This is a genomic window from Traorella sp. mt218, from assembly GCF_055420025.1.
In genome coordinates this window covers 12,950-27,152 of record NZ_JBVAYM010000027.1, presented here as the reverse complement: position 1 = coordinate 27,152, position 14,203 = coordinate 12,950, and the positions used below count along the sequence as shown (strand labels likewise).

Genomic DNA, 14,203 nt, shown 5'->3' with positions numbered 1-14,203 from the left:
CGAAGAAATTTTACCATTCTTAAACAGGACACAGAAAAGGGAACTGTTAATGTGGGCCTTAGAAAAGATGGGACCTGAAGAGCTGAGGGACTATGCTCATTATTTAGATGAGAAAATGATCGCAGAGATGACAGAGAGTTACATCCGTGAAGAAAGAGATGATGACCTGAGTGATTTTTATATGTATATGAACAAAGACACCAAACAAGCTTTAGTAAAGTATTATCTTGATCATCAGATGAATGATGAACTGATGGAACTTTTGTCATTCATGAAATAAAAAAGGTGCCTGCAACACATGCGGCACTTTTTATTTTTGAGAAAAATTCTCATATTGTTTTCTGAAATATTCACCCAGATCACGAAGCTGCTTTTTATTAGAGAGCTTTAAATGAGGAAAGCTGTTTCGCAAACGTGCTTGCCTCGTACTTTCACGCAAGGATCGATAATGCTGGTAAAGCTGCTTTTTCAGATCATCAAACTCAGGGGTGTTTTCCATAAAGCTTTCTATTTTTTCCTTCACATTAAAGTTAAATTCAGGAATCTGAGAAGACAATAACCCTTTGATCTCCTCTAATTTAGCTTCAAATACAGATAATTGCTGTTTGAAGGAAATCAGCTGGAGTGTTGATAAGATGATATCCGTGACTAAATAAAGAAATAATACGATAGCAATAAGCTGACGCAGTGATATCGAAATACTTCCTACAAAAGAACTTACTAAAGGATGCAGGAAATAGATCACAAAGATGGACATACATCCAAACAAAAATGAATTGCGTAAACAGACACGTCCATTGATATTAAACTTACGCTGTGAGTAATCCCACCACATGATATGGAAGAGCATTTCTAACAGCCATGAGGTGAAATATTCAATAAGCGAGGTAATGATGATACCCAATATAAATACCAGCAACGGATAATTGTCCAGCCAGGAGAGCATCAGGATCACAAAGATAGCTCCAAATCCATAAATGGGGCAGAAGGGTCCATGCATGAAACCGGAATTGACAATTTTTTTTCTTCCGAATGAAATATAGGCAGATTCACAGACCCATCCCAGAAAGCTGTAAATCATCAGATATAGAAAATAATTAATTGCAGTGATCATGTCCATGATTACTATTATGGTTGAAACTGAAAGAAATAGCAATCCTTTTTTTGTAAAAAGATGAGATTGTATCAATAAAAGTCATGTCAGATTGAATTTCTAAATAACTTATGCTTTAATTAACATAAATAATGTTGATATAAAGGAGGAAATCATGAATCGTACTGCACTATGCATCAAAATGCTTCAGATCCTAAATGCCCATGATTTTGTTACAAAAAAAGAATTAGCGGAAAGACTGGAAACAAATCCCAGAAATATTGCGGAATTTAAAAAGGAACTGGAAGTTGCCGGTTATATGATCGAAACAACAAAGGGAAGATATGGCGGTTATCGGTTATTGGATAAGGCTTCTTTGCCGATGATACGGTTAAGCGAAGATGAAAAGCAGGCCATGAATGATGCTTATTCCTTTTTAAAGAATCATCAGGATTTTTTGTCGATGGATAGGTATCGTCAGGCTTTTGAAAAAATCAAGTCATCACTTGTATTTTCTCATAACCAAAGCGAGGTAGTCTACCGCGGCAGAAATCATGCCTTGGAAAAAAATATTCAGAAAATGATCCGACTGTGTGAGCAGGCAAAAAAAGAAAGCTGTGCCATTAGCTTTGACTACCGTTCATTACGTGCAGATACATATAAAAAAGTAGAACTATGTCCTTATGAGGTATTAAATATTCACGGCTCTTATTATTGTCTTGGCTATTGCCCGCAAAAACATGATTTTCGAACCTATAAGTTTTCAAATATCCGTATGAAAGAAATGAAGATTTTGAAGAAGCATTTTACCCGAGATCTTGATTTTGATGTGAATGCGTATCTCGGAAAAAGTGGTTTGATGAAAGATGAGCCGATAGAAGTAGAATTTTTGATTCATGGAGAAAATGCGGTTTTATATGCAGAAGCTGAAATGGGCGTGAACCCAATGATGAGCTTTGATGCCGACCGGATCTTACATGTGAAAACACTTTTTGAAGGGAAGCTGAATGCGATGCAGTTTCTCTGCTCTTTGGGAAGCAGCTGTGTGATCCTGTCACCTGTTGGATTAAGGGCGGAAATGCAGGAAGAAATTAGGAAAATGGCACAAAACTATTTGTAGTAAAAGAAAACTCATGTATAATATGAAGAGGTGATTATATGCTTCATGAATCGGATTTAAGAAAGTTTACAAGGTGTGATAAATATTTTTGGTATTCGAAACAAAACAGCTTACCTTTTTTTCCGTTTGTAACGGCTCAGTACGATATTTACCAATTGGTCGCAGAGTATTTGGGATTAGATAATATTTTCAGAGGAAAGAGAAATGATGATCCTGCACTGGCCCTTGAAGCATACGAAAAGCATCAGACTTTATTGGAAGCGCGTATTGCCTATCGTAATTTGCGTGTAAAAATACCATGTCTTGTAAGAAAAGATCATAAAAATATATTATATCTTGTTTATTCACAATGTTATCCTAAGCTTTCTGAAGCGCAGAAGGCAAGTGATCTGATCGAAGTGATGGCTAAAAATAAAATGTTTGTCGATGAGGTCTATCTGATTCATATCAATGCCCAATATGTGAGAGAGGATACCTTCAATGTGTTTGAATGCTTAACGATCAGTAATGAATTTTATAATGACAAAAATAAAAAATGCGGGAAAGCCCGTGAACTTATTGAACAGCACCGACGTGATCTGGATAAGATCCTAGATGCGATCGAGGCACTTCCGGATATGAGTCAGGTTCAGAAAAAACGCAGCTCTGTTTGTACCTCACATTATAAATGCGAATTTTTCAAAGAATGCTTTCCGAATAACCAGCATGATACCTCTATCTTAAATCTTGTACAATCTTCAAAAAAATATGAATGTGAGGAATTCGGAATTACGGATATGGCCATGGTCTGCGGTGATGAGATCGAAGCTACCAGAATTCAGTATGCTCAGGTCATGGCCGCAAAAAAAAGAGGTTTATTTATAGATCAGATGGCATTAAAAGCCTGGGTCGAGAAGATTGCTTATCCGATCACATATCTTGATTTTGAGTGGCAGACCTTTGCTTATCCGCCATATAAAGGCATGAAGCCTTATGATGTTTTGGTATTTCAGTATTCGATGCATGTCGAAGAAAAAGGACAAGAGCTTCGCCATGAACAGTTTATCGGCGATGGGGATTGCCGTATCGCTTTTATTGAAGATCTGCTCTCTAAGATTCCCAAAGAGGGAACGATCCTGGTGTTCAATGCACAAGGTGCAGAGGCCTTACGCCTTCAACAGCTGGCAAAACAGTTTCCTCAATATGAACAGCAGCTGCGTGCTGTTTGGGAGCGAATGGTGGATCTGGCTTTGCCTTTTTCAAGTGGTCTGATTTATGATACTCGAATGGCCGGTGAGTATAATCTGAAAAAGCTTTTATCTTTATTTTCTGATCTGAGCTATGATCAGCTGGAAATCAATCAGGGACTTTTAGCGGTAAAAAAATATCAGGAATTAGAGGCAACCCATGCACAGGAAGTGAAAGAGGCTTTATTTGAATATTGCGGGATGGATACATATGCGGAATATGTGCTTTTCCACTTTCTTAAAGACAAGGTATCCAAATGATATGTAAAGAATGGCAGTTGGCCATTCTTTTTTTTAACCGTTTAATTCACTGAATACTTCATTGATCCTGTTCCATGTCTGCGGCCCGACGATGCCATCCGGATCAAGTCCCAGCATCCTTTGAAAGGCCATTACGCTTTGCTGGGTACGCACCCCAAAGATGCCGTCAGCAGTAACGCTTGGAATATTCTGATAATAGATAGAAATGAAATTAAGGCGGTTTTGAATCAAGGCCACATCATCACCTCTTGAATTTAATCGTAAAGGTGTTCCCGGATATGGCGGGAATGATGGGGAGGAGGCATCACCATTAAGAATCTTATTCTGAGCTTCAAATAAGGCATTCCAAGTAGCAGGCCCTACGATGCCGTCAGCATCAAGTCCAAAAAGCTCCTGAAAGCGAACAACTGCTTGTCTTGTCTTACTGCCAAAAATGCCGTCTTCGACTAAGATCGGAATAGACGGATATTCCATTCCTACCGTATTCAAGGCCTCTTGAATATCTAAGACATCCTGACCGCTGGCTCCTAAAGAAATGGCAATTCCGGGATATACAGGTGCCTGATTTGGCGGATTAGTTGCATTGACCATATCCGAATAAATTGAAAAGATACGGTTCCATGTAGCTTCACCCACGATACCATCTACCTTTAACCCATAAAATTTCTGAAAGGAACGGACAGCATTGAGCGTCTGATTACCAAAAAAGCTGTCAATGTTAGAAATAGGCGATATAGCGTTATTATAAGCGGCAATCGTACTAAGGTAAAACTGAATCTGTTGAACATAAAGATCACGGTCACCATATTTTAAAACGACCTGCGGCCATTCACCGCTGCGTTCATTTTCAATGCGCCCGATGCTTCCCAATTCTGCTAATTTTCTGACAGCGATATAAATATAATTGATCTTATACCATGTGCTCTTCCCAACGATACCATCTTGTGTCAGATTAAACTGCTTTTGAAAAACACGCACGGCATTTTCGGTCATTGGTCCAAAAATACCATCCACCGGATAAATCGGAGTGATCAGCGGATAATTGACAGCTATGGCATTAAGCTGTTGCTGGATGAGATAAACATCTGCTCCCTGTGAGCCTAATCTCAATGGTGTTCCCGGATAAGAACCTTTGACATCTTCAATACGATCCGAAGATACCAGACGTACATCATCGCCATAATAAAACTGCAGGATCTGAATGGCATTCAAGCCATCATTGGCCAAGGTCAAGGTTCCCCACTGTTTCATGCCCGGGCACTGGGCAATCTTGCCATCACAATACTCTGCATAAAAGGGTTCCGCAAAGTTTCTTTTTCTTAGGAACTGGTTGAATACATCATCAACCAGGACAGAAATACTATCAAAAATATTACGGTTTTTCACAAATGCCTGATCAAAAGCCGTATTATTCGTAATATCAAAATCATATCCCTTTGAGCGATACCATTCTGTATAAACACGATTCAAGGCAAGTGATACCTGAGCGTGGATATTGGCCAATAAAGCCTCTTTCGGCCATGTAGGATAAATCTCCGATGAACAGACATTTTTAATGTAATAAATAAAATCAACCGTAATATCCTCAGCCTTTGCGGTAGGTCTTCCAAGATGGACACGAATCTGACGGGGAATGACCACACCTTTCTGAACGAACATGATCCTCTCCGGCGTCGTAAGATAATTCTCTTCATCCATCTTATAATCCTGCTCATCATTACCGCCTAAAATACGGGTCGGTGACTGTGAAACATTATTACCGCCATAATTGGTCAGCAAGTGATGGTCGGGAATCGTTTCTACTTCTGTATCATAATTGACCAATATATCAGGAACCATATTCATATTGATGACACTGGCTTCATCAGCAAATATCTGTACTCCCTGAATCAATTCACTCAGATATCCCTGAAGGATCAGCTCAACGCTGTAAATTTCATAAGGACGCTGTGAATTACTTTCCTCAAGCGATAGATCTTTGTTTTTGGTTTCAAGGGTAATGATCGGACTTTGTCCCTCTATATCTGTGATATAATACTGTTCAAAGATGATGATTCCATCTTCTTCTTTAAAGACACGAACGATCACATTACTCAGTGCTAATGCCTCATCCGCAAGACTGGTAAAAATCTGTAGTGTACCTGTTGGCATAAATACCTCCTATATCAGCCTATTCTTCAGAAATAATATTTCGTAGGCATACGCCCAGATAGGATAAATAAAGTCTTGGACATTTTGATTATATTGATATTTTTGTGATAAAAAGATACAATGAATACATAAAAATTCTCATATAAGGTGCAGGTAAAGGAATTTTATGACAGTGAAGCAGAAACATATCTCAAGGCTGTTGAAAAGATTGACCGTCAATATGGTTATTGCAAAGAATTTTAAAAGCTATGCCAAACAGCAATCAGGATTATCAAAGGATATATGTATTTTGCATGTCTTATGCATATCCAAGTAAAGCTAAATGAGGAGGAATTTGAATGCTTATCAATTTTAATGAAATCAAAGAAATGCGTGTATCGGGAATGAATCATGGCAGTGGTGAGATGTCCGCAGAAATGTATATGAGCAGTGAAGGAAAAATTATTCCTTGCAGGATACATGCAGGTGGTTCAATCGGCATGCATTCTCATCCGACAAGTGATGATATCAATGACATTCTTTCAGGAAAAGGCAAAGCTATTTGTGATGGAGAAGAGGAAATGCTTATTCCGGGTGTTTGTCATATCTGTAAGAAAGGTTCTCAACATAGCATTATTAATACGGGAAATGATGATCGGGTGATGCTGACCCTTGCCATAGAGCGATCATCGATTTGAAGGAAGTGTTTTATTTGAATCAGGTTTTTACTTTTATATTGATGCTGATCCTGGTGATTGCTGCCTTTTTCTTATTTGAGATATTGGATCAGCAGTTTGATATCAAAATAAGATATTTTTCATTTGTTGCGAAAAAAAGATGGCTGTTTTATGTCACATTTTCGATGTGGCTCATACTTTCGGCTGTATTATTTATCATCAGTGATCGTTGGAATAATTCTCTTCATTTTATTTTGCTCATTTTATATTATTGCATATTTGTTAGTTTGTATCATAACGTCAGGAATTGGCAGATGGCCTATAATGTTTATATCAAACATATCGATTTATTGAGAAAAGCAAAAGAAAGAGAAAAGAAGAAAAGAAAGAAGGGTCGTTTTTGAAAGTGAGAAAAAGTGTGGATGGGTGGTTTACGGTTGAAGAAATCGATCATGCCACGTTTGCAATCAGCGAATATCAGCATTGGGAAGAAGCACATTCTTATGTCTTATTAGGAAGCCGTCAGGCATTATTGATCGATACAGGCCTAGGTATATCCAACATTAAGAAAGTCGTCGATGACATAACTCAGCTGCCCATCCTTGTGGCAACCACTCATGTACATTGGGATCATATCGGTGGTCATAAGTATTTCAGTGATATAGCCGTCCATCATCTTGAAAAAGACTGGCTTTTTCATTTTCCGCTCCCATTGTCTGCTGTTAAGAAGGAACTGTTGAAAGAGCCTTGTTTATTTCCAGAAGGCTTTGATATCGATCAATATGAAATTTACAAAGGAAAACCTGCACTGCTCTTAAATGATCAGGATATGATCGATATCGGAAACAGAAAAATAAAAGTGATTCACACACCCGGACATTCACCGGGACATTGCTGTTTTTATGATATTGACAGAAAATATCTGTTTACGGGAGATCTGGTATATGAAGGTGAGCTGGATGCTTATTATCCGACAACCAATCCGATTCAATTTAAGGAATCGATCCATAAGATAAGAAAAACAGAGGTGAAAAAAATCTTGCCTTCGCATCATACATTACATGTCAGTCATCAATTGATCGATGATATCTGGAAAGCATTTAAAGAACTGGAAGAAAAAGGAAATTTGAAACAAGGCAAGGGTATTTATGAATATGGCAATTTCAGCATTCATCTTTAATCTTAAACGTTAGGAAGAAGGAAATCATGGAGAATAAAGAAGTTTTACTGACTAAATTGGATAAGATCCATACGACTGAAAGAGGTGTCGACAGAATAAAAAAGAATCTTAACTTAGGGTGTGAGGATGCAGTGGCATACTGCAAAGAAAAAATACTTGATAAAAATTGTAAGATCTATCAGCAAGGAAAGAACTGGTATTGTGAATCGGTCCTATAAAGATAACGATCAACGCATCAAGCTATACGATCATTACGGCACATGTCATGAAATGTTTCGGTGATAAAAAATGATAAGAAAATTCGAGAAGGACGATATACACGCTGTCATGCAGATATGGATCAATGAAAATATAAAAGCTCATTCATTTATTTCAAGAAAATATTGGGAAGAGAATGTTTGTTTTGTAGAAGAAGCATTACCAAAAGCAGAAATCTATGTTTATGTCATTGAAAATAAAATCGCCGGTTTTATAGGATTGGTTCATGAGCATATCGAAGGTGTTTTTGTTGATACAAATTATCAAGGTCATGGAATAGGCGGCTTTTTGCTTGAGAAAGCAAAAGAACATCGGCACCGGCTGACATTAAGTGTCTATAAGAAAAATAAACATGCAATTGAATTTTATAAGAAAAAGGGCTTTGTCATCTTCCATGAAGATATGGATGAACAGACAAAAGAAATGGCGTATATGATGATGTGGAGCGCAGATGATAAAGATGGGGATTGACGATGAAAAGAAAAGTGATTTTATATATTTCACAAAGTTTAGATGGTTTTATTGCGGATGATCAGGGAAGTGTAGACTGGATTGGTGGAAATGATCATGAATATGTAAGTGATTATGGATATGAGAGTTTTATAAAAGATGTGGATACAGTTATTTTAGGTGCAAACACATATAAACAGATCATTTGTGAATTATCAAAAGATAAATGGGTATATGAAGATCTTCAAAGCTATGTGCTGACAAGTGAAAACATCAAAGACACCGTCAATATAAAATATGTCAATATGAATATCAAAGAACTCATCCATCAGTTACAACAAGAAAAGGGAAAAAATATCTGGATATGTGGCGGAGCCCATGTGATCGATCAATGTATCAAAGAACATATCATTGATGAATATCATATCACGACCCTTCCTGTCATCTTAGGAAAAGGAATTCGTCTTTTTGGAGAAGGTCATGGAAAAATCAAACTTAAATTAAAAAAGGTAAAGGAAGAAAACGGTCTGATACAGGGGATATATATCAATCAATGATCATAATTAACTAGAAGAGTGTTGCCGGATCACCAGTCTATGTGATTGATATAACATGGCTTTTTTCATATGGACTTTATATGCATGCGCATTTAAACAATAGGTATGAAGAAGCTGGTATCTTGTTTTGTTACGGACTTGTTCAGGCGAAAAAGCTGGGTTATAATAAATGTAACGATCAGGAGGGGAAACGATGGATAATGAAAAAATATTTGCCATGAGCTTCTCTAAAGTATATCCTTTATTGGTTGCGAAAGCTGAGAAAAAAGGGCGTACGAAACAGGAGGTCGATGAGATCATTCATTGGCTGTGCGGCTATGATGAAGAGGATATTGCCAACGCTTTGGAAAATGAAATGAGCTATGGTGATTTCTTTAGGAAGGCCCCTGCATTAAATCCTGATAGAAAACGGATCACAGGACGTATTTGTGGTGTACGCTTAGAAGAGATGGAAGAAGGATTGATGAAAGAGATTCGCTATTTAGATAAGCTGGTGGATGAGCTGGCAGAGGGAAAAACGATGGAAAAGATCTTGAGGAAATCAGATGAATAATAAAAGTTATGAATTTGAAGCTGTGATCGAAGCAGTGCCTGAAAAAGGGGGAGCTTATGTACGTTTTCCATATGATATTCGAAAAGAATTTGGAAAAGGCAGGGTCAAGGTTGATGTGACCTTTGATGGTGAGCCGTATCATGGCAGTATCGTCAATATGGGTGTCAAGAATGCAGATGGTTCGATCTGTTATATCATCGGGATTCGTAAGGATATTCGAAATAAGATCAATAAACATCCAAATGATAAGGTATGGGTATGTGTGAGTGAGGTGGATGTATGAAAAAGATTGGTGTCATGATATATTCCTATTTCTGTATGCAGGAAATTTCCTGTCTGACAGATGGGTTGAAAGTATATTTTGATATAGATGTCGATGTGTTTGCGGCAAGTCAGGATATAATCAAAAGTGAAGATAATTTCCAGATCATTGCGAATAAGACGTTTGATGAATTTAATGATGAATATGGATGTTTGATACTGCCGGGCCTCTATGATCCGCTGCCGGCTTTATTTGATGAGAGGAATATTTCATTTTTGCGTTCATTAAAGGGAAAAGAATTGCTGATAGCCGGTATCTCATCTTCACCGATGCTTTTGGCGAAGGCAGGGCTTTTGGAAAATGTGCGCTTTACAAGCGGTATGTGGGATGAAATAGCGAAATTTTTAGATTTTGTTCCCTATGAGAATATGGTTCATCAGCCGATCGTGAAAGACGGGAATGTCATTACGGCAATGGGATTTGCGTACCGGGAATTTGCCTGTGAAGTCATTAAAACCTTGGGCATTGATGATTGTAAAGAGGGATTATTTAACGGGATTACAAAAGAATATACAGAGGAAGAATTAACTTTTGAAATGGGTGAAGAGAATTTTAAGGAGTTTATGGAAGAATATTTAAGCTATATCCGATGATGAAGAAATGATAAGTTTGTTTAAAGTTCAGACATTCTTTTATGGTTATAAAGGATGTCTTTTTATTTTGTCCTAATTAATTGCGTAAAAAAACTTCATAAATGTAAGTTGATGTATGTAATCGCTTACTTTACAATAAAGGCATAAAGGAGGGTTAAATCGAATATGAGTTTAACTACAGTTTTACTTATTGCGTTATGGGCAGGATTTTGTTCATATGATGATCAGGGGCCACAGATGCTGCGCCGTCCATTGCTGGTTGCGCCGGTCGTGGGAATCATTCTAGGTGATTTACCTAATTCACTGATTATTGGTGCGACGCTTGAATTAATGTGGATGGGTCTTGGAAATATGGCCGGTTATCAGACACCGGATATGATTACAGGAACAATTGTTGGTACCGCTTTTGCGATTACTTCAGGTGAAGGTGCCGGTGGTATTGCGGCAGGGGTTGCATTAGCGACAGCCGTTGCGGTTTTGAGTCAGCAGCTATTATTAATTGCAATGTTTATAAAGCAGTTATTTGCGCCATGGGCAGACAAGGTTGCGGAAACAGGTAACTTCAGCGGATTGATGCAGATTCAAATTGCCGGTGCAGTCGTTCAGTTCTTGATTCGTGCGATTCCGACATTCTTAGTGCTTTATTTCGGACAGGGTGTAATCGATACGGTCGTATCTTCGATCCCGACAAATGTATTGACAGCTTTGAATACTGCCAGTGGTATTTTACCGGCGGTAGGTCTTTCAATCCTGATGACGATCATCATGAAGAAAGGTATGTGGGCTTTCTTGATCTTCGGTTTCGTATTAAATGCTTATATGGGCTTGGATACGATGGCCGTAACACTGATCGCACTTGCTTTTGGAACCATTTATGTATGGATCATGCAGAATAAAGAAGCAGCCAGCAAACCGGCAGCTGCAGCAACGACAGAAGAGGAAGGAGAATATGATCTATGAGTGAAGTATCAACAGTAAATCATGAAATGAAGATGACTCGCAAGGATCTGAATAAGATTTATTGGCGTTTACAAGCGTTTGGTGTCGGATTATCCATTCAGTCAACAACTGCTCAGGCGATTTCCTTTGCTTTCTGTATGGTACCGGTATTGAAGAAAATTTATAAAGATGCGCCGAAAGAACAGCGTGTGAATGCGATGAAGCGCCATTTGGAATATTTCTTGTCACAAAATACAGCAACAGGTATGATCTTAGGTATCTGTGCTGCCTTGGAAGAAACGACGACGGAAGATGAAAAAGAAGCAATCGTTGCGGTAAAAGCCGGAATGATGGGTCCTTTAGCCGGTATCGGTGACTCCGTATTCAAATTAACGATTCAGGCAATTGCCGGAAGCGTTGGAGCGGTTTATGCATTACAGGGTAATTTGCTGGGTGCTATCTTAATGTTTGTTATTTATAATGGTATTAATATCGCAATCAAATATGGTGGTATCATCTTAGGTTATCAGAAAGGTATGGAGTTTATTACCTCCGGAGATCAGGCTAAGCTGATGAATAATATCATCAACCTTGCAACAATGGTGGGTGTCATCGTATTAGGATGTTTGATTTCAAGCAGTGTTAAATTGAATATTGCCTATGTATTGACCGTTGAGGAAACTACGGTTCCGATCCAGGATCTCATTGATAGTGCATTGCCGAATCTATTGCCATTACTGGCTACGCTGGGCTTGTATCTGATCAATAAGAAAATGCCTCGAAAGTACATGATCGCTTTGATTTTCGCCATTCTTATCATCGGTACTTTATTGGCATTGGCAGGTATCATCGGATAATGGCAAAGTGTGCGGTGATTCTGGCCTCCCATGGCTTTATGGCAGCTGAAGCGGTAAACAGTGCCGGCATGATCCTTGGCGACCAGCCAAAAAATGTCGATGTGGTGTCTGTAACACCTGATAAAAGCTATGAAGAGTGTCTGGATGAATTACATCAGAAATATGAAGCTTTAGATACGACAAACGGATGTCTGATGTTCACGGATATTTATGGCGGAACTCCTGCGAACATTGCAAGTTATTTATCAATTGAGCATCCCAATGATGTCGTTGTCTTCAGTGGATTGAATTTACCGGTATTGCTTGAGATATTTTTAGATATGAATTCTGATCTAAAAGAATTAGAAAAGAAAATCGAAGCTTTGATACCTACCGTTTGTGTAAATGTATCAAAGAAAATAAAAGAAAGGATGGAAGAAGATGCCGATCAAATGTGTTCGTATTGATGATCGATTTGTTCATGGACAGGTTGCTACTTATTGGCTGCGTCATGTAAATGCTGATCAGATCATCTGTATCAGTGACGCCGCTGCCGCTAATCCGGTACAGGGACAGGTCATGAAAATGGCTGCTCCTGATCTGGCTGTGCATGTCTTTGGCGTTGATAAATTTATTAAGATTTATAACAGTCAGCCGATCAGAAAATCAACCTTCCTTATTTTAGGAAGTACTTCAGATGTATTAGCGCTTGTTAAGGGCGGTGTTAATGAAATCAAAGAAGTCAATTTTGGCGGGATGCGGCCAAATGCTTCCCGTACGCATGAATATACACCTCTTATCTGTTTTTCAGATGAGGAGGAAAAAGCCTTTTATGAATTGCTTGATTTAGGAATTAAGATTGATTATAAAGTAGCTGCTTTTGATGAGCCAGTACCACTTTTAGATGTGCTGAAGAACAATAAAAAATCATGAGTATGTTTGCGGAAGTATATAAAGTTGATGAACATTCTCTTTCATTTGAAATTCATGATGGAAAAGAGATGTCCTATGAGATTTATATGCATCAAAACGCTCAGATCTGTACGGACAGTCACTGTCTTATAGCCAATGGAAAAGGAAGTCAGACAATCGTTTCACTTCCTTCTCCGCTTTTGCCTCAATATTTTACATTAAAATTTGAAAATGGCGAAACGCTGTTATGCGGATATCGGATCTTGCCTCTTCAGGGAATGTATAATTTTCGTGATATGGGAGGTTATCCCAATAAAGAAGGCAAGAGAGTCAAATGGGGAAAACTGTATCGGGGCGATCAATTATACAACATGGATAAAGAAGCTTATGATGCTTTTCATGCCTTGGATATTCATTCGATCATTGATTTTCGAGCTTATGATGAATATACGAAAAATCCGAATACACCGGCTGAGGTATATCAGATACGTCAATATCATTGCATTCCTGAGGGAAAGGCCGCTGCAATGGCAGGTGATCTGGCCACTTCTCCATCAGCGATGCATCACAAATATGATATCGATCTTATAAAACGTGAGCTTCAGCAAGATCCGGACTTGGCCGGTAAGTCGATGATTCATCAGCAGAAAGAATTTACAAGAAATGCTAACAGTATCGAGGCATTTCGTGATACAATAAACTTAATTGCAGATGAACAAAATATCCCTGTATATTTTCATTGCCGCGGAGGCAAGGACCGGACGGGATTTGCAGCCATGCTGCTGCTGGCTCTTTTGGATGTGGATGAAGAAATCATCATGTATGATTATTTGCTGACACAGCGTGCCAGGGAAAAGAAAAATCAGGCATATCTGGAGAAATTTCGAAAAATGGCGAATGGTGACGAAGCCGTGGCTCAGGTACTTTTGAGTTATTTTGATACAAGAAAAGATTATCTGCAGGCTGCTATTGATGAAATTCATCAATCTTATTCAAGCATTCAGGAATATGCTGTTCAAAAAATGGGAATCCGTCATGAAACGATTCAAAAATTGAAAAGCAATTTTCTGGAATAAAACATGCTGTAATAAATTTC

The 14,203-nt window shown here is 38.3% G+C and carries 19 protein-coding genes; 17 read left to right on the top strand and 2 right to left on the bottom strand.

The window, feature by feature from the left end; all coding sequences use genetic code 11:
- Positions 1–280 (top strand): hypothetical protein (locus ACZYT3_RS11220; RefSeq protein WP_464088710.1); only part of this gene is annotated, 280 nt, incomplete at its 5' end.
- A gap of 30 nt (positions 281–310) precedes the next feature.
- On the opposite strand, the gene ACZYT3_RS11215 is transcribed toward ACZYT3_RS11220, so the two are convergent.
- Positions 311–1,114 (bottom strand): putative ABC transporter permease, encoded by an 804-nt coding sequence (locus tag ACZYT3_RS11215; RefSeq protein WP_464088709.1) that lies wholly within the window; start codon positions 1,112–1,114, stop codon positions 311–313.
- A gap of 154 nt (positions 1,115–1,268) precedes the next feature.
- Here ACZYT3_RS11215 and ACZYT3_RS11210 point away from each other — a divergent pair, with 154 nt between their 5' ends.
- Positions 1,269–2,213, top strand: coding sequence for a helix-turn-helix transcriptional regulator (locus tag ACZYT3_RS11210; RefSeq protein WP_294561844.1), 945 nt, complete (start codon positions 1,269–1,271; stop codon positions 2,211–2,213).
- A gap of 38 nt (positions 2,214–2,251) precedes the next feature.
- The gene (locus ACZYT3_RS11205; RefSeq protein ID WP_464088708.1) at positions 2,252–3,700 is read left to right on the top strand and encodes a DUF2779 domain-containing protein; all 1,449 of its coding nucleotides are present in this window, start codon (positions 2,252–2,254) and stop codon (positions 3,698–3,700) included.
- Positions 3,701–3,733: 33 nt separating this feature from the next.
- Here the strand turns inward: ACZYT3_RS11205 and ACZYT3_RS11200 are convergent, their stop codons facing one another.
- Entirely contained in the window at positions 3,734–5,851 is a 2,118-nt protein-coding gene (locus ACZYT3_RS11200) for a peptidoglycan-binding domain-containing protein (RefSeq protein ID WP_294561842.1), read from the bottom strand.
- Between the two features lie 338 nt (positions 5,852–6,189).
- Between ACZYT3_RS11200 and ACZYT3_RS11195 the strand changes: the two genes are divergently transcribed.
- The 14 genes from ACZYT3_RS11195 (at position 6,190) to ACZYT3_RS11130 (ending at position 14,183) form a co-directional block, all read left to right on the top strand.
- Positions 6,190–6,528 (top strand): cupin domain-containing protein, encoded by a 339-nt coding sequence (locus ACZYT3_RS11195; protein ID WP_464088707.1) that lies wholly within the window; start codon positions 6,190–6,192, stop codon positions 6,526–6,528.
- 14 nt (positions 6,529–6,542) lie between these two features.
- A complete protein-coding gene (locus tag ACZYT3_RS11190) occupies positions 6,543–6,911 on the top strand; it encodes a hypothetical protein (protein ID WP_294561840.1) in 369 nt (122 codons plus the stop codon).
- Positions 6,912–6,913: 2 nt separating this feature from the next.
- Positions 6,914–7,687, top strand: coding sequence for an MBL fold metallo-hydrolase (locus ACZYT3_RS11185; RefSeq protein ID WP_464088711.1), 774 nt, complete (start codon positions 6,914–6,916; stop codon positions 7,685–7,687).
- A gap of 26 nt (positions 7,688–7,713) precedes the next feature.
- A complete protein-coding gene (locus tag ACZYT3_RS11180; RefSeq protein ID WP_464088706.1) occupies positions 7,714–7,905 on the top strand; it encodes a DUF3781 domain-containing protein in 192 nt (63 codons plus the stop codon).
- A gap of 70 nt (positions 7,906–7,975) precedes the next feature.
- Positions 7,976–8,416 (top strand): N-acetyltransferase, encoded by a 441-nt coding sequence (locus ACZYT3_RS11175; protein WP_464088705.1) that lies wholly within the window; start codon positions 7,976–7,978, stop codon positions 8,414–8,416.
- Between the two features lie 2 nt (positions 8,417–8,418).
- Complete coding sequence (locus ACZYT3_RS11170; protein WP_464088704.1) at positions 8,419–8,952, top strand: dihydrofolate reductase family protein; 534 nt, start codon at positions 8,419–8,421, stop codon at positions 8,950–8,952.
- Between the two features lie 193 nt (positions 8,953–9,145).
- Positions 9,146–9,505 (top strand): DUF2200 domain-containing protein, encoded by a 360-nt coding sequence (locus tag ACZYT3_RS11165; RefSeq protein ID WP_464088703.1) that lies wholly within the window; start codon positions 9,146–9,148, stop codon positions 9,503–9,505.
- On the top strand, positions 9,498–9,788 hold the full coding sequence (locus ACZYT3_RS11160) for a DUF1905 domain-containing protein (RefSeq protein WP_464088702.1): 291 nt from the start codon (positions 9,498–9,500) through the stop codon (positions 9,786–9,788). The genes ACZYT3_RS11165 and ACZYT3_RS11160 overlap by 8 nt, the downstream gene beginning before the upstream one ends.
- A complete protein-coding gene (locus tag ACZYT3_RS11155; protein ID WP_464088701.1) occupies positions 9,785–10,420 on the top strand; it encodes a DJ-1/PfpI family protein in 636 nt (211 codons plus the stop codon). The genes ACZYT3_RS11160 and ACZYT3_RS11155 overlap by 4 nt, the downstream gene beginning before the upstream one ends.
- Before the next feature lie 165 nt (positions 10,421–10,585).
- Entirely contained in the window at positions 10,586–11,380 is a 795-nt protein-coding gene (locus ACZYT3_RS11150) for a PTS mannose/fructose/sorbose/N-acetylgalactosamine transporter subunit IIC (protein WP_294561832.1), read from the top strand.
- Positions 11,377–12,216 (top strand): PTS system mannose/fructose/sorbose family transporter subunit IID, encoded by an 840-nt coding sequence (locus ACZYT3_RS11145; RefSeq protein ID WP_294561831.1) that lies wholly within the window; start codon positions 11,377–11,379, stop codon positions 12,214–12,216. Before ACZYT3_RS11150 ends, ACZYT3_RS11145 begins: the two co-directional genes overlap by 4 nt.
- The gene (locus tag ACZYT3_RS11140) at positions 12,216–12,662 is read left to right on the top strand and encodes a PTS sugar transporter subunit IIA (RefSeq protein ID WP_464088700.1); all 447 of its coding nucleotides are present in this window, start codon (positions 12,216–12,218) and stop codon (positions 12,660–12,662) included. Before ACZYT3_RS11145 ends, ACZYT3_RS11140 begins: the two co-directional genes overlap by 1 nt.
- Positions 12,637–13,128, top strand: coding sequence for a PTS sugar transporter subunit IIB (locus ACZYT3_RS11135; protein ID WP_464088699.1), 492 nt, complete (start codon positions 12,637–12,639; stop codon positions 13,126–13,128). Before ACZYT3_RS11140 ends, ACZYT3_RS11135 begins: the two co-directional genes overlap by 26 nt.
- A complete protein-coding gene (locus tag ACZYT3_RS11130) occupies positions 13,125–14,183 on the top strand; it encodes a tyrosine-protein phosphatase (protein WP_294561828.1) in 1,059 nt (352 codons plus the stop codon). Before ACZYT3_RS11135 ends, ACZYT3_RS11130 begins: the two co-directional genes overlap by 4 nt.
- Positions 14,184–14,203 lie beyond the last annotated feature (20 nt).